14 protein-coding genes are annotated in these 18,110 nt (G+C 66.6%); 10 read left to right on the top strand and 4 right to left on the bottom strand.

Annotation, left to right across the window (positions count from 1 at the left end; all coding sequences use genetic code 11):
* Positions 1–3 precede the first annotated feature (3 nt).
* The 4 genes from BVG12_RS12840 to BVG12_RS12825 form a co-directional block, all read right to left on the bottom strand.
* Complete coding sequence (locus BVG12_RS12840; RefSeq protein WP_075792724.1) at positions 4–486, bottom strand: nucleoside deaminase; 483 nt, start codon at positions 484–486, stop codon at positions 4–6.
* Positions 483–1,553, bottom strand: a complete 1,071-nt coding sequence (locus BVG12_RS12835; protein ID WP_075792723.1) for a BMP family ABC transporter substrate-binding protein — start codon at positions 1,551–1,553, stop codon at positions 483–485. The genes BVG12_RS12840 and BVG12_RS12835 overlap by 4 nt, the downstream gene beginning before the upstream one ends.
* A gap of 32 nt (positions 1,554–1,585) precedes the next feature.
* The gene (locus BVG12_RS12830; RefSeq protein WP_075792722.1) at positions 1,586–2,440 is read right to left on the bottom strand and encodes an outer envelope protein; all 855 of its coding nucleotides are present in this window, start codon (positions 2,438–2,440) and stop codon (positions 1,586–1,588) included.
* Between the two features lie 108 nt (positions 2,441–2,548).
* Positions 2,549–3,259 carry a GntR family transcriptional regulator gene (locus BVG12_RS12825; RefSeq protein WP_075792721.1) on the bottom strand — a complete coding sequence of 237 codons (711 nt, stop codon included), beginning with the start codon at positions 3,257–3,259 and terminating at the stop codon, positions 2,549–2,551.
* 229 nt (positions 3,260–3,488) lie between these two features.
* Here BVG12_RS12825 and BVG12_RS12820 point away from each other — a divergent pair, with 229 nt between their 5' ends.
* The 10 genes from BVG12_RS12820 to ahpC all read left to right on the top strand — a co-directional run bounded on the left by BVG12_RS12820 (position 3,489) and on the right by ahpC (position 18,003).
* Positions 3,489–5,078: an ABC transporter ATP-binding protein gene (locus tag BVG12_RS12820; protein WP_075792720.1), complete on the top strand. Its 1,590-nt coding sequence runs from the start codon at positions 3,489–3,491 to the stop codon at positions 5,076–5,078.
* On the top strand, positions 5,065–6,153 hold the full coding sequence (locus tag BVG12_RS12815) for an ABC transporter permease (protein ID WP_075792719.1): 1,089 nt from the start codon (positions 5,065–5,067) through the stop codon (positions 6,151–6,153). The genes BVG12_RS12820 and BVG12_RS12815 overlap by 14 nt, the downstream gene beginning before the upstream one ends.
* A complete protein-coding gene (locus tag BVG12_RS12810) occupies positions 6,150–7,073 on the top strand; it encodes an ABC transporter permease (protein WP_075792718.1) in 924 nt (307 codons plus the stop codon). Before BVG12_RS12815 ends, BVG12_RS12810 begins: the two co-directional genes overlap by 4 nt.
* Positions 7,074–7,139: 66 nt before the next feature.
* The gene (locus tag BVG12_RS12805; protein WP_075792717.1) at positions 7,140–8,219 is read left to right on the top strand and encodes an SDR family oxidoreductase; all 1,080 of its coding nucleotides are present in this window, start codon (positions 7,140–7,142) and stop codon (positions 8,217–8,219) included.
* Positions 8,220–8,418: 199 nt separating this feature from the next.
* Entirely contained in the window at positions 8,419–10,953 is a 2,535-nt protein-coding gene (locus tag BVG12_RS12800; RefSeq protein WP_075792716.1) for an excinuclease ABC subunit UvrA, read from the top strand.
* A 116-nt stretch (positions 10,954–11,069) separates the two neighbouring features.
* Positions 11,070–14,558, top strand: a complete 3,489-nt coding sequence (locus tag BVG12_RS12795) for a response regulator (RefSeq protein ID WP_075792715.1) — start codon at positions 11,070–11,072, stop codon at positions 14,556–14,558.
* Positions 14,559–14,605: 47 nt separating this feature from the next.
* On the top strand, positions 14,606–15,397 hold the full coding sequence (locus BVG12_RS12790; protein WP_075796338.1) for a CheR family methyltransferase: 792 nt from the start codon (positions 14,606–14,608) through the stop codon (positions 15,395–15,397).
* Positions 15,394–16,008 (top strand): chemotaxis protein CheB, encoded by a 615-nt coding sequence (locus tag BVG12_RS12785; RefSeq protein WP_156895621.1) that lies wholly within the window; start codon positions 15,394–15,396, stop codon positions 16,006–16,008. Before BVG12_RS12790 ends, BVG12_RS12785 begins: the two co-directional genes overlap by 4 nt.
* Positions 16,005–17,222, top strand: a complete 1,218-nt coding sequence (locus tag BVG12_RS12780) for a hybrid sensor histidine kinase/response regulator (protein ID WP_075792713.1) — start codon at positions 16,005–16,007, stop codon at positions 17,220–17,222. The genes BVG12_RS12785 and BVG12_RS12780 overlap by 4 nt, the downstream gene beginning before the upstream one ends.
* 217 nt (positions 17,223–17,439) lie before the next feature.
* Positions 17,440–18,003, top strand: a complete 564-nt coding sequence (gene ahpC, locus BVG12_RS12775) for an alkyl hydroperoxide reductase subunit C (RefSeq protein ID WP_056136676.1) — start codon at positions 17,440–17,442, stop codon at positions 18,001–18,003.
* Positions 18,004–18,110: the final 107 nt, after the last annotated feature.

The following is an 18,110-nucleotide window of genomic DNA, read 5'->3' as shown; positions in this document are numbered from 1 at the left end:
GCTTCAGTCCTTGTGCCAGAATCCGGCGTGCGCCGCTCTCGCCTCGTCTTCCCGTAACGGTCCGATCACCGCCGTCGTTCGCTGCCCCCGCGCGAACACGTCGCGGCAAGGCAGCGACAGCGTCGGGTTCTCCGGATCGCTCCCCGTCAACGCCAGCAGGCTCGTTTCGGACAAGCCGTAGACGACGCGTCCGACGCCGCTCCAGTACGTGCCGCCGGCGCACATCGCGCACGGTTCCGCGTTGCTGTACAGCGTGGCGCCGGCCAATTCGGCCGGCGCGTAGCGGCGCGACGCCTGGCGCAGCGCGTTCATCTCGGCGTGGGCCGTGCGGTCCGTGGACGAATCGTTCATCGCCTCGGCGATGACGGCGCCGTCCGCGCCGACGACGATGGCGGCGAACGGATGGTGGCCCTCGTCGCGCGACCGCTGCGCCAGCGCGAACACGCGGGTCAGGAAGTCATGGTCTTGCGAGGTCGGGGCGGTCATTTCGGAATCGTGCCCTCGACACCCTGCACGTACCAGTTCATGCCCTTCAGGTCGGCCAGCGACATCTCGCTGCCTTTCGCCACTTTGACGGCGCCTGACTGGTCCTTCAACGGTCCCTGGAACGGCTTGATCTCCCCGCCGATGAGCGCGGCTTTCTTCCCCTCGAAGAGCTTGGCCGCGTCGGCGGGGATCGCGGCGTTCAGCGGCGACATCTTGACCATGCCTTCCTTCAGGCCGCCGCGTACCTCGGCACTTTTCCACGTGCCGGCCATCACGGCCTGGGCGGTGCGGGTGTAGAAGTCGCCCCACGAATTCGTCGTCGCCGTCAGGTGGGCCTTGGGCGCGAACTTGACCATGTCGGAATCCCAGCCGAATGCATATTTTCCTTTTTCCTGCGCGACCTGCAGCGTGGCGGGCGAGTCCGTGTTCTGCGTGAGGACGTCGGCGCCTTGTGCGATCAGGGTCTCGGCGGCCTGGCGTTCCTTGGCGGGGTCGTACCAGCTGTTGATCCACACGACCTTCGTCTTGATGGCCGGGTTCACGCTCTGCGCGCCGAGCGTGTAGGCGTTGATGTTGCGGATCACCTCGGGCACGGGGAACGAGCCGACGAAGCCGATGGTGCCGGTCTTGCTCATCTTCGCCGCGATCACGCCCTGCAGGTACGTGCCCTCGTACTGGCGGGTTTCATATACCCCCATGTTCTTGGCCAGCTTGAAGCCGGTCGCGTGCTCGAACACGACGTTCGGAAAGGCTTTGGCCACCTTTTCCGTCGGGTTCATGAAGCCGAACGACGTGGTGAAAATCAGCTTGTTGCCGTCGGCGGCCAGCTTGCGGATGACGCGCTCGGCGTCCGCGCCTTCCGGCACGTTCTCGACATAGCTGGTGACGACCTTGCCGGCCAGCGCCTTCTCCATGGCCTGGCGGCCCTGTTCGTGGGCATAGGTCCAGCCGGCGTCGCCCACCGGGCCGACGTAGACGAAGGCGACCTTCAGCGGATCTGCCGCGTGCGCGGTCAGTGTGACGAGGGAAGACAGGAAGGTAAGGGCAAGCAGCTTGCGGCGATTCATGGTGGTCCTCTTTCGGTGGAATGTGGGATGGATCAGAAGTGGTATTCGGCGCGGACCATCGGGGTCTTCGCGGTGGCGCCCGGTGCGACGCTTTCCGGGTTGCCGAACTTGTTCTTCCAGTACTGGTATTCGAGGCCCAGCTTGAGCGTGTTCTTGGCCGCGCCGATGGCCGGGCTCAGGTCGTACATCACCTGCATGTCGACGTTGATCTCGACGGCCGTCGGGCCGCCGAATTCGTTCCTGCCCTTGGTGCCGATGTAGTTGGCGTAGCCCTCGAACGACAGCGGCACGCCCAGGGTGAACGGGATGCCCCAGGCGGCCGACAGCATGGCGTGCGTCTTGTAGGTGTAGCGCGGCGTGCTGACGCTGGTGAAGCCGTTGAATGGTGCGTTGCTCTCGCGCAGGGCGAGCAGGCTGACGTCGAGGAAGCCGGGCACGTCGAACATCAGCGTGGGACCCAGCACCAGCATGCGCTTCTTGGAGTTGTAGCCGGCGTCCGTCTTGCTGTTGACGTCGAACCCGCCGGTGACGCCGACGCCGCGCACGGGACCGAACGCGAGGTCGGCGCCCGTGACCTTGCCGAGGTCGAGCGTGTGGCGATACAGCGCATACGCTTCGTGCGCGCCGCTGGACGCGCCCACGGCGGACGGGTCGTGCGAGTCCGAGAACAGGAAGTCGACACTGAAGAAGTTCTTGCCGTACTTGTACCCGCTGACGTTGGAAAAGTTGATGACGTGCTTAGTGATGTCCTCGCCGTTGTACGGTTCGGAGAACTTGGTGCCGTAGCGCCAGCTGAGCGACGTGTCGCTCCAGTCGGCGGCGTGGGCGCCGGCGCTGAAGGCGGCGAGCAGGGCGAGGAAGGCGAGGCGGAACGGGGGCGTCTTCATGCAGTTTCCTTATTGTTTGGGGTGGGCGACGTTGTGGATTGCATCCGATCGCGGGCGGGATCGGATGCAATCTCCATCTCATCCGTTAGCAAGTTGCGGGCCAGGCTTTCAACGCTCGCCCAGCGCTTCGGCGAGGTTGACCTTGCGATCCTGTTCGCCCAGGTGCAGGCGCGCTTCGATTTCGACGAGGTGGCGCTCGATGAGGCTCGTGGCCAGCTCCGCGTCGCCGTTCTCGATCAGCGTGAGCAGGTCGTGGTGGTCGTGGTTGCCGCACATGGGGGCGCCCGGGTTTTCGTACAGGGCGATGATCAGCGAGCAGCGCGACACCAGTTCGGCCATGAAGCGCTCCAGCACCGCGTTGCCGGAAAGGGCCGCCAGCAGCAGGTGGAACTCGCCGCCGAGGCGGATCCACGCGGTGCGGTCGGCCCCGTGGCGCGCCGCTTCCTCGGCCTCGATCGCGCTGCGGATGGCGCGCAGCGAGGCGGGCGTCGCGCGCTTGACGACGAGCGGCACGATCTCGCGCTCCAGCGCGCGCCGCGCGGCGAACACGTCGCGCGCTTCCTTCGGCGAGGGCGAGGCGACGACGGCGCCGCGGTTCGGGCGCAGTTCGATGATGTGGTCGTGCGCGAGGCGCTGCAGGGCCTTGCGCACGGTGGTGCGGCTCACGCCGTACAGCTCGCAGAAATCCGCTTCGCCAAGGCGGGTGCCGGGCGGCAGGCGGTGGCTCATCACGGCGTTGACGACGGCGCGGTAGATGCGCTCGTCGACGGCCGTGAGTCCGCGCTTGCGGGCGGCCGGCGCGGCGGTGGTCTCGGTCATTCGGGTCTCCATGTCGGGGCGGGGTGTCCGCCGTCGTCGACAAATGAAGCAGGAATCGTGCACACGCGCGTGCTCGCATCGCGGGCAAGCAGGCGCCTTGTTTCGGTGAGACCCTGAGCCGACACGGTGCGTTTTCGTATACAAGTCGTGCGCTCCGCGGTGCGCAACGCCGTGGGCACGCAAATTGCAAACGACAACCCTCGTTTTGTATACAACGATTGGAGTCAAGATGAGCGATCCCCATATCGGCGCCGAAGCGCGGATCGAACCGCGCCTGCGGTTGCTCGGGATCTCCAAGATCTATCCGTCCGTCGTGGCCAACGCGGACGTCGACCTGACGGTCATGCCCGGCGAGATCCACGCGGTGCTGGGCGAGAACGGCGCCGGCAAGAGCACCCTCATGAAGATGATCTACGGCGTCACGAAGCCCGACGCCGGCGAGATCATGTGGGAAGGGAAGCAGGTGCGCATCGATTCGCCGTCGGCCGCGCGCCGGCTGGGCATCGGCATGGTGTTCCAGCACTTCACGCTGTTCGAGACGCTGACGGTGGCCGAGAACATCGCGCTCGCGCTGGACGAAAGGACGACGCCCGGTACGCTTGCGCCGCGCATCCGCGCCGTCTCCGAACAATACGGGCTGCCGCTCGACCCGGCCAGGCTCGTGCACAGCATGTCCGTGGGCGAGCGCCAGCGCGTGGAGATCGTGCGCTGCCTGCTGCAGTCGCCGCGTCTCCTGATCATGGACGAGCCCACGTCCGTGCTGACGCCCGACGCCGTGCGGAAGCTGTTCGTGTCGCTGCGCCGCCTGCGCGACGACGGCGTCAGCATCCTGTATATCAGCCACAAGCTGGACGAGATCCAGGCCCTGTGCGACCGCGCCACCGTGCTGCGCGCGGGCCGCGTGGCCGGCACCGCCAACCCGCGCGCAGAGACGGCGCATTCGCTGGCCGAAATGATGATCGGCGGCGACCTGCCGACGTGCAGCCTCGCGCCGCGCGCGCCGGGCGACGTGTTGATGGCGCTCGCTGCGCTGGACCTGCCGAGCGACGACCCGTTCGGCACGGCCTTGCGCGGCATCTCGCTCGAGCTGCGCGCCGGCGAGATCGTCGGCCTGGCCGGCGTCTCCGGCAACGGCCAGCAGGAGCTGTTGAAGGCCATCTCGGGCGAGCGGCTGGCGCCCAAGCCATCGAGCATCCGCTTACTGGGGCGCGACGCCGGCAGGCTGGCCGCCGCCGCGCGCCGCCGCCTGGGCCTGGGCTTCGTGCCGGAAGAGCGGCTCGGCCGCGGCGCCGTGCCCGCGCTGTCGCTGGCCGACAATGCGCTGCTGACGGGCTACCTGAACCCGGACGCCGGCATGGCCAGGGCCGGCGTGATCCGGCGCGGCGCCGTGCGCGCGTTCGCGGCGGGCGTCATCGAGCGCTTCAAGGTCAAGTGCGGCGGGACGCAGTCCGTGGCCGCGAGCCTGTCGGGCGGCAATCTGCAGAAATTCATCGTCGGCCGCGAGATCCGGCTGGCGCCCAGGGTGATGGTCGTCGCGCAGCCCACGTGGGGTGTCGACATCGGCGCCGCCATGCTGATCCGCCAGGCCATCATCGACCTGCGCGACGCGGGCGTCGCGGTGCTCGTCGTGTCGGAAGAACTCGACGAGCTGTTCATGATGTGCGACCGCATCGCCGTGCTGGCCAAGGGCCGCCTGTCGCCCGCCGTGGCGACAAGCGCCACCAGCGTCAACCAGATCGGCCGCTGGATGGGCGGAGACTTCGAGGAAGCCTCTCCCGCGGCATTCGCACCACAAGGAGTCGTCCATGTCCCGGCTTGAAGCCCGTCCCGAACCCTCGCGCGCGATGATGCTGTCGTCGCCGCTCATTGCGGCCATCGCGATGCTCGTCTCCGGCTCGCTGCTGTTCCTGTTCCTCGGACAGGCGCCGTTGCATGCGTTCTACGTCTATTTTATCCAGCCGCTGACCTCGATGTACGGCATTGGCGAATTGCTGCTCAAGACCACGCCCTTGACCCTGTGCGGCGTCGGCCTCGCCATCGGCTTCCGTGCCAACGTCCACAACATCGGCGCGGACGGCCAGTTGACGATGGGCGCCGTGGCCGCCGGCTGCGTCGCGCTGTACTTCGACGGTACCCAGGCCCCGTGGCTGCTGCCGCTGATGATCCTGGCGGGCGCCGCGGGCGGCGCCGCGTGGGCGGCCGTGCCCGCGCTGCTGCGCACGCGCTTCAATACGAGCGAGATCCTGGTGTCGCTGATGTTCGTGTACGTCGCCTACCTGTTCCTCGGCTACCTCGTGCATGGCCCCGTGCGCGATCCGGCCGGCTACAACTTCCCGCAATCGAAGATGTTCGGCGACGCCGCCATGCTGCCGCTGCTGAAGGAAGGCCTGCGCGTGAATGCCGCGTTCCCGCTGTCGCTGGCCGCGGTCGCGGGCGCCTGGTTCTTTTGCCGCCACAGTTTCGCGGGCTACCGCATGCAGGCGTCCGGCATGGCGCCGGCCGCCGCGCTGTACGCCGGCTTTTCCGAGCCGAAGAACGTGTGGATCGCCTTTCTCACGAGCGGCGCACTGGCCGGCGTGGCGGGTGTCGGCGAAGTCGCGGGGCCGCTGGGCCAGTTGCAGGCCTCGGTGTCGCCCGGCTACGGCTTCGCCGCCATCATCGTCGCCTACGTCGGCCGCCTGCATCCCGTCGGCGTGCTGCTGGCCTCTTTGCTGATGTCGCTGCTGTACATCGGCGGCGAGACGGCGCAGATCGAGCTGCAGCTGCCGTCCGCCATCACCGGCCTGTTCCAGGGCCTGCTGCTGTTCTACCTGCTGGCGGCCGACCTGTTCATCCACTACCGTGTCAAGCCGCGCCACGCGGCCCTGCCGATCGTCGCGAAGGAGGCCGCATGAGCCCCGATTACCTGATCGCCTTCCTCGCCAGCACGGCGGGCGCCGCCACGCCGCTCGTCCTCGCGTCGACCGGGGAGCTGGTGGCCGAACGCGCCGGCGTCATCAACCTCGGCCTCGAGGGCATCATGCTCGTCGGCGCCGTGGCCGGTTTTTCCGTCACCCTGCACACCGGTTCCGCGGGCCTGGGTCTCGGCGCCGCGCTCGGCGCCGGCATGGCGATGGCGCTGCTGTTCGGCGTGCTCGTGCTCACCCTGCAGACGAACCAGGTCGCGACGGGCCTCGCGCTGACCCTGTTCGGCCTCGGCCTCTCGGCCTTCCTCGGGCGCGACCTCGTCGGCCAGACGGTGGTGCCGCTGCCCCGGCTGCACCTGCCCGTGCTGTCGGACCTGCCGTTCGTCGGGCCGCTGCTATTTTCCTTCGATGCGATGGTATACGCGTCGCTCGTGCTCGTGCTGCTGACGGGCTGGATACTCGCGCGCACCCGCCTGGGCCTGTCGATCCGCGCCGTCGGCGAGGCGCCGCACAGCGCCCATGCGATCGGCATGCCGGTCGTCCGGTTGCGCTATGCCACCGTGCTCGCGGGCGGCGCGCTGGCGGGACTCGGCGGCGCGTATCTGTCGCTGGCGCTGACGCCGATGTGGGTCGAGGGCATGACGGCGGGGCGCGGCTGGATCGCGCTGGCGCAGGTCGTGTTCGCGACGTGGAAGCCGCGCGGCCTGCTGCTGGGCGCCTACCTGTTCGGCGGCGTGACGGTGCTGCAGTTCCACGGGCAGGGGCTCGGCGTGCCGATCCCGTCGGAGTTCCTGTCGATGCTGCCCTACGTGGCGACGATCGTCGTGCTGGTCGTCATCTGCCGCAATCCGCAGACGATCCTGCTGAACAAGCCGGTATCGCTGGGCCAGAACTTCAAGGCCGACTAGCCAACGGCGCGACGCCTTTTCCGCAAGAAGGCAAGAATACGGATTGCCATCGTCACGGAGGGGCACATGCAAAGAAGCGCACTCGTCGTGGGCGCCAGCGGCATCGGCGGCCATGCCACGGCACGGGAACTGCTGGCCCACGGCTGGACCGTGTACGGCCTCGCGCGCCGGCCGCCCGCCGACCTGCCGGGCCTGATCCCCGTGCCGGCCGACCTGATGGATCCCGAGCGGCTGGGCGAGGCCCTGGCCACTGCGTTCGGCACCGCGGGGCCGACGCACGTGTTCATCACGGCGTGGATGCGCCAGGACAGCGAAGCCGAGAACATCCGCGTCAACGCCGCCCTCGTGCGCAACCTGCTGGATGCGCTCGGCAACCGCAAGACCGTGCGCCACGTGGCGCTGGTGACGGGCCTCAAGCACTACCTCGGCCCGTTCGAGGCGTACGCCAGTGCCGGCACCTTGCCCGACACGCCGCTGCGCGAATCCCAGCCGCGCCTCCCGCTCGCCAATTTTTATTACGCGCAGGAAGACGAGGTCTATGCGGCGGCCGCGCGCGACCGGCTGACGTGGACCGTGCACCGCCCGCACACGATCATCGGCATGGCCATCGGCAATGCGATGAACCTGGGCACGACGCTGGCCGTGTATGCGTCGATCTGCAAGGAGACCGGCCGCCCGTTCCGGTTCCCCGGCTCGCAAGCGCAGTGGGAAGGACTGTCCGACGTGACGGACGCGCGCATGCTCGCCAGGCAGCTGCGCTGGGCCGCGGACACGGACGCCGCGCGCAACGAAGCCTTCAATATCGCGAACGGCGATTATTTCCGCTGGAGCTGGCTGTGGCGCCGGCTCGCGGCGTGGTTCGGCGTCCAGGCGGCCGGCTTCGACGGCGCGATCAAACCGCTGGAAGCGGAGATGGCGAACGACCACGCCGTGTGGCGCGACATCGCCACGCGCCGCAGGCTCGTCGAGGCGGACTTGAACCGCCTCGTGTCGCCCTGGCACACGGACCTCGATCTCGGCCGTCCCATCGAAGTGATGACGGACATGGCGAACAGCCGCCGCCTCGGCTTCGCCGCGTGGCAATCGACCGAGGATTCGTTCTACGATTTATTCTCCGAATTGCGGGCGCGGGGACTGATTCCCTGAACCGGCGTCATTCCCCCATGCCGAAGCGCCGAAGCCGGTCTGTTAAAAGACTTACAGCATCTCTTTGACATACCGAATACTGTAACTCAGTATGGATTCCCGCTTCCGCGGGAACGACCGGGGACTGTGGCCGAGCGCACCGACGGCCGGGCTCGCGCGTGCTGGAATAGGGCTTCATGAAGCATCCGGAGCCGCAGGCATGCATAGCCAAAAGCCGCTGACAGGCCACGTGCGCGTGCGCGGCGCGCGCGAGCACAATCTGAAAAACGTCGACCTCGACATCCCGCGCGACGCGCTCGTCGTGTTCACCGGCGTGTCCGGCTCGGGCAAGTCGTCGCTCGCGTTCGGGACGCTGTACGCGGAGGCGCAGCGGCGCTACCTGGAATCGGTGTCGCCGTACGCGCGCCGGCTGTTTCACCAGATGCCCGTGCCGGAAGTGGACGACATCGACGGCCTGCCGCCCGCCGTCGCATTGCAACAGCAGCGGGGCACGCCGACGACGCGTTCGTCCGTTGGCAGCGTGTCGACGTTGTCGAACTCATTGCGCATGCTGTACTCGCGCGCCGGCGATTATCCGCCCGGGCAGGACCTGCTGTACGCCGAATCGTTCTCGCCCAACACGGCGGAAGGCGCCTGCCCGCAGTGCTCGGGCCTGGGCCGCGTGTACGACGCGACCGAACAATCGATGGTGCCGGACGACAGCTTGAGCATTCGCGAGCGCGCCGTCGCCGCGTGGCCGCCCGCGTGGCACGGCCAGAACCTGCGCGACATCCTCGTCACGATGGGCTACGACGTCGACACGCCGTGGAGAGATTTGCCGAAGAAGGACCGCGACTGGATCCTGTTCACGGACGAAACGCCGACCGTGCCCGTGTACGCGGGCCTTACGCCGGAAGAAACCCGCCGCGCCCTGAAGCGCAAGGAGACCCCCAGCTACCAGGGCACCTTCAGCGGCGCGCGCCGCTATGTGCTGCAAACCTTCGCCAACACGGAAAGCGCATCGATGAAGAAGCGCGTGGCGCGTTATATGGTGAGCACGGAATGCCCGCTGTGCCAGGGCCGCCGCCTGCGCCAGGAAGCGTTGTCGGTGACGTTTGCGGGCATGGACATCATGACCCTGTCACGGGTGCCGCTCGAACGCCTCGCGCAGTTGCTGCGGCCTTATGCGGACGGCACCGAGCCGAAGGGCAGGACGAGGACCGCGAAACACCCCGAGCAGCTGATCGTCACGCAGCGCATCGCGGCCGACCTGTGCGCGCGGCTCGACACGATGCTGGCGCTGGGCCTCGGCTACCTGGCGCTGGAGCGCAGCACGCCGACGCTGTCGCCGGGCGAGCTGCAGCGCCTGCGCCTGGCCACGCAGGTGCGTTCCAACCTGTTCGGCGTCGTGTACGTGCTGGACGAACCGTCCGCCGGCCTGCACCCGGCCGATACGGAAGCGCTGCTCGATGCGCTCGCGCGCCTGAAGGCGGCCGGCAATTCGCTGTTCGTCGTCGAGCACGCGCTGGACGTGATCCGCCACGCCGACTGGATCGTCGATGTCGGCCCGCAGGCGGGCGAGCAGGGCGGACGGATCCTGTATAGCGGCGCGCCCGACGGCTTGCGCGGCGTCGCCGGTTCGCACACGCGGCGCTACCTGTTTCCTGACATGGACGATGCGTTCAAGCCTGCGCGACGCACGCCGCGCGCGCCGGCCGGCTGGCTGCGGCTGGAAGGCGTCACGCGCAACAACCTGCACGACCTGGCCGTCTGCTTCCCGCTGGGCGTGATGACGGGCGTGACGGGCGTGTCCGGGTCCGGCAAGTCGACGCTCGTGAGCCAGGTGCTCGTCGACCTCGTCGGCGCCGCGCTCGGCCAGGGCGGGGCGGACGAGGAGCAGGAAGAGGGCCTGGAGCTCGAGCGCGAGGCCGACATCCCGACCGTCGGCCACATCGCGGGGCCGATGCACGGCATCCGCCGCCTCGTGCGCGTGGACCAGAAGCCCATCGGCCGCACGCCGCGCTCGAACCTCGCCACGTACACGGGCCTGTTCGACCAGGTGCGCAAGCTGTTCGCCGCGTCGCCGGCCGCGAGGAAACGCCGCTACGACGCCGGGCGCTTCTCGTTCAATGTGGCGAAAGGACGCTGCGAGCATTGCGCGGGCGAGGGCTTCGTCATGGTCGAGCTGTTGTTCCTGCCGAGCGTGTACGCGCCTTGCCCCACGTGCGGCGGCGCGCGCTACAACGCCGACACCCTCTCGATCCGCTACAACGACCGCAACATCGCCGACGTGCTGGGCATGACGGTCGACGAGGCGCACGCGTTCTTCGCCGACGAGGACGCCGTCGCGCGGCCGCTGCAGGTATTGCGCGAGGTGGGGCTCGGCTATCTGCGGCTGGGACAGAGCGCGACGGAGCTGTCCGGCGGCGAAGCCCAGCGCATCAAGCTGGCGACGGAGCTGCAGCGCGCGGGCCGCGGCGGCACGCTGTATGTACTGGACGAGCCGACGACGGGCCTGCATCCGCTCGACGCCGACCGCCTGCTGGCCCAGCTCGACCGTCTCGTCGACGCCGGCAACACCGTCATCATGGTCGAACACACGATGCGCGTCGTGGCCGCATGCGACTGGGTGATCGATATCGGTCCCGGGGCGGGCGAGGCCGGGGGCAAGGTCGTGGCGGAAGGGCCGCCCGCCGACGTGGTCAAGGTCCGCGCGAGCCGAACGGCACGGTATCTTGCGCCATTCCTGTCATAAATATATCAATGTCGTGTAACACCGGCGACTTCGCAAAAACATGTTCAAACGAACGCGTCGGTTTCTTTGCTTGCGTTACACTTAGGATATTTTTTTCATAAGAGTCATGACACAGCATGCCCGGTTCAAGTATCGATAGCGACCAATTCCGCCGCATCCTGTCGCGCAACGTCGCCATGCCCCTGGGCATGGGCGTGCTCAGCGCGCTGGTATTCGTGGGGATCATCGCGTACCTCATCAACGTCCTGAGCTGGGTGGAGCACTCCGAGCACGTGATCGGCCGCGCCAACGAGGTCAACCGCCTGTCGGCCGACATGGAAGCGGGCATGCGCGGCTACCTGCTGTCCGGCGACGACGATTTCCTGGCGCCTTACCTGTCGGCCAAGCCGCGCATGGAGGCCGAGCTCAGGAACCTGGCGCGCCTGGTGGACACCAATCCGGGGCAGCTGGAGCGCATCGAGCGCGTACGCGCGGCGCAGAACGAGTGGCAGAAGTTTGCCGAGGAGATGATCGCGCGGCGCGGCAAGACCAGCGATTTCGTCGAGATGGTCCAGACCATCAAGACCGGCCGCGGCAAGCTGCTGACGGACCAGGTCCGGCGCGAGTTCCTCGACTTTATCCTGGAAGAACAACGCATCCTGCAGGAGCGCAACGCCACGTCCCGCTCCGTGATCGCGTGGTCCGTCGCCGCATTCCTCGCGTTCAGCCTCGTCGTGGCGGGGCTGCTGGCGCTGTTCGGCCGGCGCGAGCTGATGGCGTTGTCGAAGTCGTACGGCGCCATCCTGCAATACGAAGAAGAGCACAACGAACAGCTGCGCCAGCAGGCCTGGCTGCGCATCGGCCTGACGGAGTTGTCCGCGAAGACGACGGGTATCATCAGCCTGGAACCGCTGGCCGAGGCCGTGCTCAGCTATGTGGCGCGCTACCTGAACGGCGTCGTGGGCGCGATGTACATGCGTAACGAGGATGGTACGCTCGTCCGCATCGGCGCCTACGGCTTCGCGCATGCGGATACGGAACGGGGCCGCATCGTGCAGCCGGACGAGTCGCTGGCCGCGCAGGCCGCCAACGAGAACCGCGTCATCATCCTGCGCGAGCTGCCGCCGGACTATATCAGGGTCGGCTCGGCGCTGGGCGAGGCGGCGCCGCGCGAACTCTTGATCGCGCCCGTGTCGAACTTCGGCAAGATCAAGGGGGTCATCGAGATCGGGTTCCTGCATGGCGTGCACGAGCGCGACGTCCAGTTCATGGAGACCATCGCCGCCTCGGTCGGCGCGGCGGTCGCCAACGTCCTGCACCGCCAGCGCCTGCAAGCCGCGCTGGAAGAACAGCAGGCGCTGAACGAAGAGCTGCAAGTGCAGCAGGAAGAATTGCGCACGGCGAACGAGGAATTGGAGGAACAGTCGCGCGCGCTGGAGGAATCGCAGTCGGCGCTGGAAAACCAGCAGGCCGAGCTGGAGCAGACGAACGAACAGCTGGCCGAGCAGGCAACCCACCTCGACAACAAGAACACGGCGCTGGTGGAAGCGCAGGAGCAATTGCGCGAGCGGGCGCTGGAACTGGAACGGGCCAGCCGCTACAAATCCGAGTTCCTGGCGAACATGTCGCACGAGCTGAGAACGCCGCTGAACAGTTCGCTCATCCTCGCCAAGCTGCTGGCGGACAATAGCAGCGGCAACTTGAACGAGGAACAGGTACGCTTTGCCCAGACGATTTATTCGGCCGGCAACGACCTGCTCAACCTGATCAACGATATCCTGGATATTTCCAAGGTCGAGGCCGGCAAGCTGGAACTCGTGCCGGAAGATTTGCCGTTGCGCCGCGTCATCGAGGGCCTGGCCCGCATGTTCGAACCGCTGGCGCGCCAGAAGCAGCTGGCGTTCGATCTGACGATCGAGCCGGACGTGCCCGTCAGCATCCACACCGACCGCCAGCGCCTGGAGCAGATTCTCAAAAATCTGCTGTCGAACGCCGTCAAGTTCACGGACACCGGCAAGGTCAGCCTGACCGTCAGCGCGAATACGGACGGCTGGATCCAGTTCGCCGTGCAGGATTCCGGCATCGGCATCGCGCCCGAGCAACAGGAAAAAATCTTCGACGCCTTCCACCAGGCCGACGGTTCGACTGCCCGCAAATACGGCGGCACGGGCCTGGGCCTGTCCATTTCGCGCGACCTGACCGGATTGCTCGGTGGTACCTTGAGCCTGACGAGCGCGCCGGGCGAGGGCAGCACGTTCATCCTCAGCCTGCCGCGCAACGGCACCGTTGCCGCCACGCCTCCCGTACTGCCGCCGGCCCAGCCGCCCGTCCGTACTCCCGAGCCCGAACCCGCATTTGCATCCGCATCCGAGCCGGCCGCCGCCGAGCCGCAAGCGATGCCGCAGCCGTTCGCCGACGACCGCACCGAGCCCGCCGCCGGCGTGCGCACGGTGCTCGTGATCGAGGACGAGCCGGAGTTCGCGCGCATCCTGTACGGCCTCGCGCACGACATGGAATTCCGCTGCCTCGTCGCCCTGACGGCGCAGGAAGGCCTGGAGCTGGCCGCGAACGACAGCCCGGACGCGATCCTGCTCGACATCCGCCTGCCGGACCGCTCCGGCCTGTCCGTGCTGCAACAGCTCAAGGACAACCCGGCCACGCGCCACATCCCGGTCCACGTCGTCTCGAGCCAGGAAAATGGCGGCGAGGCCTTGCACCTGGGCGCGATCGGCTATGCGTTGAAACCGACGTCGCGCGAACAGCTGGAAGACGTGTTCCGCAAATTGAAGGACAAGTCGTCGCAGACGATCAAGCGCGTGCTGCTCGTCGAGGACGATGAACGCCAGCGCGACAGCGTCGTGCAATTGATCGCCGATACCGACGTCGAGATCGCCGCGGTCGGTTCGGGCGAAGACGCCTTGAATCTGTTGCGCACGCAGATTTTCGATTGCATGATCATCGACTTGAAGCTGCCCGATATGCAGGGTAACGAGTTGCTCAAGCGTATGTCTCTGGAAGAACTGTGCTCGTTCCCGCCCGTGATCGTCTACACGGGACGCAACCTGACGCGCGACGAGGAAGCGGAACTGCTGAAGTATTCGCGCTCGATTATCATCAAGGGCGCGCGCTCGCCAGAGCGCCTGCTGGACGAGGTGACGCTGTTCCTGCATAAGGTGGAATCGGAACTGTCGTCGGAACGCCAGTCGATGCTCAAGACGGTGCGCGGACGCGACCGTGTGTTCGAAGGCCGCACGATCCTGCTCGTGGACGACGACGTGCGCAATGTGTTCGCGCTGACCAGCGCACTGGAACAACGCGGCGCCAAGGTGGAGGTGGGCCGCAATGGTTACGAAGCCATTGCCAGACTCGATGACAACGAAGCGATCGACCTGGTCCTGATGGACGTGATGATGCCGGGCATGGACGGGCTGGAAGCGACGCGCCGCATCCGCCAGGACAAGCGTTTCGCGCGCCTGCCCATCATCGCCATCACGGCGAAGGCGATGAAGGACGACCAGGAACAATGCCTGGCAGCCGGCGCCAACGATTACCTGGCCAAGCCGATCGACCTGACCCGGCTGTACTCGCTGTTGCGCGTGTGGATGCCGACGCTGGAGCGCATTTGAAGAAAGCCACGCATAATCCGTCGAGTGACGTCGACATCGAGTTGCGGATGCTGATCGAAGCTGTCTACCTCAAGTACAACTACGATTTCCGCGACTACACGGGCGCTTCGCAAAAGCGACGCGTCCTCGCTGCCTTGCGCGCGATGGAATGCGAGACGATCTCGGCCCTGCAGGCGCGCGTCATGCACGACCCGGCAGCGTTCTCCCAGCTGCTGCAGTTTTTGACCATCCCTGTGACCGAAATGTTCCGCGACCCGGATTATTATTTGGCCATACGCCGGCTCGTCGTGCCGTTCCTCAAGACGTATCCGTCGCTGAATGTGTGGGTGGCCGGCTGCAGCACGGGCGAGGAAGTGTTTTCGCTCGCGATCGTGCTGCACGAGGAGGGTTTGCTGGAGCGCACGCAGATGTACGCGACCGACATCAATGCCGATTCGCTGGAAGCGGCGCGGCGCGGCGTGATGCCGCTGGAGAAGATGCGCGTGTACACGGAGAATTACCAGAAGGCGGGCGGCACGCGCGCGTTTTCCGACTATTACACGGCGGCCTATGGCGGCGCGCTGTTCGACCGCGCGCTGATCGAAAACGTCACGTTCGCCGACCACAGCCTGGCCACCGACAGCGTGTTTGCCGAGACGCACTTCATCAGCTGCCGCAACGTGATGATCTACTTTAACCGGCGCTTGCAGAACCGCGTGCTGGGCCTGTTCCACGACTCGCTGTGCCACCGCGGCTTCCTCGGCCTCGGCAGCAAGGAAAGCATCGACTTTTCCACGTACGCCCAGCGTTTCGAGCCGCTCGCCAAGCGCGAGCGCATCTTCCGCAAGGTGGCGTCATGACGCCTGGGGACGATGCCATGCGCGCGACCCTGCGCGGCCGCCATTTCGAGGCCGTCGTGATCGGCGGCTCGGCCGGCGGCGTCGACGCGCTCGTCGCCCTGCTGCCTGCGATCCCGGCCGGCTTCAGGCTGCCCGTGCTCTGCATCCTGCACGTGCCGGGCGGCCGCGAGAGCCGTCTGGCCGAGCTGTTCGACGAACGCCTGCCCGTGCCCGTGCGCGAGGCGGTGGACAAGGAGGAGATCGCGCCCGGCACCGTGTATTTCGCCGGCTCCGGCTACCACCTGTCCGTCGAGCGCGACCGCACCTTTTCCCTCAGCTGCGAGCCGCCCGTCCACTTCGCGCGGCCGGCCATCGACGTGCTGATGGAATCCAGCGCGGACGCCTACGGCCCCGGCCTGGCCGCGATCCTGCTCACGGGCGCGAACCACGACGGCGCCGACGGCATGGCCTATATCCGCGCCCGCGGCGGTTTCACCGTCGTGCAGGACCCGGGAGACGCGCAAGTTCCCACGATGCCGGTGAGCGCCATCAACCGTTGCAAGCCGAACCTGATATTGCCTCTGGCGCGCATCCACGCTTTGTTGCCCATGTTGGAGATGAATGAACCATGAGCGGACACGACCCTAGCAAACTGCTGATCGTCGACGACCTGCCGGAAAACCTGCGCGCCCTCGACGCCCTGATCCGCGACGAGCAGCGCCAGGTGTTCCAGGCCCAGTCCGGCGAAGAAGCCCTGTCCCTGATGCTTGAACACGAGTTCGCGCTGGCCATCCTGGACGTGCAGATGCCGGGGATGGACGGCTTCGAACTGGCGGAATTGATGCGTTCGACCTCGCGCACGCGCAACATCCCGATCGTGTTCGTGTCCGCCGCCGGCCGCGAGCTGAACTATGCGTTCAAAGGGTATGAGACGGGCGCCGTCGACTTCCTGTACAAGCCGCTGGACCCGGACGCCGTGCGCAGCAAGGTCCAGGTGTTTGTCACCCTCGACCAGCAGCGGCGCGAGATGCGGCGCCAGATGGAGGCGCTGGAAGCGGCGCGGCGCGAGCAGGAAGTGCTGCTGGGCGAACTGAACGCGACGCAGGCCGAGCTCCAGCGCTCGCTGCGCATGCGCGACGAATTCATGTCCCTCGTCGCGCACGAGTTGCGCACACCGCTCAACACGCTGTTCCTGGAAACCCAGATGCGCAGCCTGCAACTGAAACGGGGCAATCTGCCGGCGTTCAATCCCGAGCAGATGGGCAATATGATCAAGCGCGACGAGCGCCAGATCAAGGCGATGATCCGCCTCATCGACGACATGCTGGACGTGTCGCGCATGAAGAGCGGGACGTTGTCCATCCGTCCGGCCAAGGTCGAGCTGATGGCCTTGCTCGAGCGCGTCGTCAACGATTTGTCGCTGCAGGCCGCGGCGGCCGGCGCCACCGTCGTGCTGGCGCCGCATCACGCCGTCGAAGGCTATTGGGACGAGTTCCGCATCGAGCAGGTCGTCGTGAATCTGTTGACGAATGCGCTGCGCTACGGCGGCGGGGGCACGGTCGAGGTCAGCGTGCACGATGAGGGCTGCAACGTGCGGATCGCCGTGCGCGACCACGGCAAGGGCATCGCGCCCGATTTCATCGAGCGCATCTTCGAACCCTACGAGCGGGGCGCCAGGAGCGGCGAGCCGAAAGGTCTCGGCCTGGGCCTGTACATCTCGCGCCAACTGGCGGCGTCGCATGGCGGCCAGCTGACGGTCGAGAGCACGCCGGGGCAGGGCGCCTGCTTCAGTCTCATCCTGCCGTGCACGGAGACGGCCATGCAGACGGCGGCTGCGCCGGCCTGACACGTTTCGTAAGGTGGACATTTGAGGCCGGGGGCCTCAAATGGAACGTGCCCACGCGTAACGCCAACACATCGCGAGTGTCACGTAGGCACGGGGTCTCCACCCTGATGATAGTTAAAATCAATTGATAAAATCTGTTCAATCAATTTCACATGATCGTGTGTGCGGGTTATAGTACGCACCTGAGCTTTTTTTAACCCCGAAAGAGGAGTACTGCATGTCCATCATCAACACCGAAATCAAGCCGTTCAAAGCAACCGCCTACCACGCAGGCAAGTTCATCGACCTGACCGAAGCCGACTTCAAGGGCACCTGGTCGGTCCTGATGTTCTACCCGGCCGACTTTACCTTCGTCTGCCCGACCGAACTGGAAGACCTGGCTGCTTTCCAGCCGGAGTTCGAGAAGATGGGCGTGAAGGTTTATGGCGTGTCGACCGACACCCACTTCGCCCACAAGGCATGGCACGACACCTCGGACGCGATCAAGAAGGTCAACTACCCGCTGATCGGCGACCCGACCGGCCTGCTGTCGCGTAACTTCGAAGTCATGATCGAAGAAGAAGGCCTGGCCCTGCGCGGCACCTTCGTGATCAATCCGGAAGGCCAGATCAAGGTCATGGAAGTGCACGACAACGGCATCGGCCGTGATGCGTCGGAGCTGATGCGCAAGGTCAAGGCAGCCCAGTACGTCGCATCGCACCCGGGCGAAGTCTGCCCGGCCAAGTGGACCGAAGGCGCTGAAACGCTGAAGCCGTCGCTGGACCTGGTCGGCAAGATCTGATTCAGATCTGAAAAAGTAACACCGTAGTACAGGCACCGGCCGCGAGGGGCGGCCGGTGCCCACCCCCTCCCCACGAGCCCACTTGGCACGGGCCCGCCATGGCAAGA

Source organism: Massilia putida (assembly GCF_001941825.1).
GTDB classification, from domain to species: Bacteria; Pseudomonadota; Gammaproteobacteria; order Burkholderiales; family Burkholderiaceae_D; genus Telluria; species Telluria putida.
This window is presented reverse-complemented; position numbering and strand designations above follow the sequence as displayed.

Bases quoted from the DNA above. Each gene is read 5' to 3' on its own strand.
- BVG12_RS12840 (WP_075792724.1), bottom strand. From the start codon at position 486: ATGACCGCCCCGACCTCGCAAGACCATGACTTCCTGACCCGCGTGTTC.
- BVG12_RS12835 (WP_075792723.1), bottom strand. From the start codon at position 1,553: ATGAATCGCCGCAAGCTGCTTGCCCTTACCTTCCTGTCTTCCCTCGTC.
- BVG12_RS12830 (WP_075792722.1), bottom strand. From the start codon at position 2,440: ATGAAGACGCCCCCGTTCCGCCTCGCCTTCCTCGCCCTGCTCGCCGCC.
- BVG12_RS12825 (WP_075792721.1), bottom strand. From the start codon at position 3,259: ATGACCGAGACCACCGCCGCGCCGGCCGCCCGCAAGCGCGGACTCACG.
- BVG12_RS12820 (WP_075792720.1), top strand. From the start codon at position 3,489: ATGAGCGATCCCCATATCGGCGCCGAAGCGCGGATCGAACCGCGCCTG.
- BVG12_RS12815 (WP_075792719.1), top strand. From the start codon at position 5,065: ATGTCCCGGCTTGAAGCCCGTCCCGAACCCTCGCGCGCGATGATGCTG.
- BVG12_RS12810 (WP_075792718.1), top strand. From the start codon at position 6,150: ATGAGCCCCGATTACCTGATCGCCTTCCTCGCCAGCACGGCGGGCGCC.
- BVG12_RS12805 (WP_075792717.1), top strand. From the start codon at position 7,140: ATGCAAAGAAGCGCACTCGTCGTGGGCGCCAGCGGCATCGGCGGCCAT.
- BVG12_RS12800 (WP_075792716.1), top strand. From the start codon at position 8,419: ATGCATAGCCAAAAGCCGCTGACAGGCCACGTGCGCGTGCGCGGCGCG.
- BVG12_RS12795 (WP_075792715.1), top strand. From the start codon at position 11,070: ATGCCCGGTTCAAGTATCGATAGCGACCAATTCCGCCGCATCCTGTCG.
- BVG12_RS12790 (WP_075796338.1), top strand. From the start codon at position 14,606: ATGCTGATCGAAGCTGTCTACCTCAAGTACAACTACGATTTCCGCGAC.
- BVG12_RS12785 (WP_156895621.1), top strand. From the start codon at position 15,394: ATGACGCCTGGGGACGATGCCATGCGCGCGACCCTGCGCGGCCGCCAT.
- BVG12_RS12780 (WP_075792713.1), top strand. From the start codon at position 16,005: ATGAGCGGACACGACCCTAGCAAACTGCTGATCGTCGACGACCTGCCG.
- ahpC (WP_056136676.1), top strand. From the start codon at position 17,440: ATGTCCATCATCAACACCGAAATCAAGCCGTTCAAAGCAACCGCCTAC.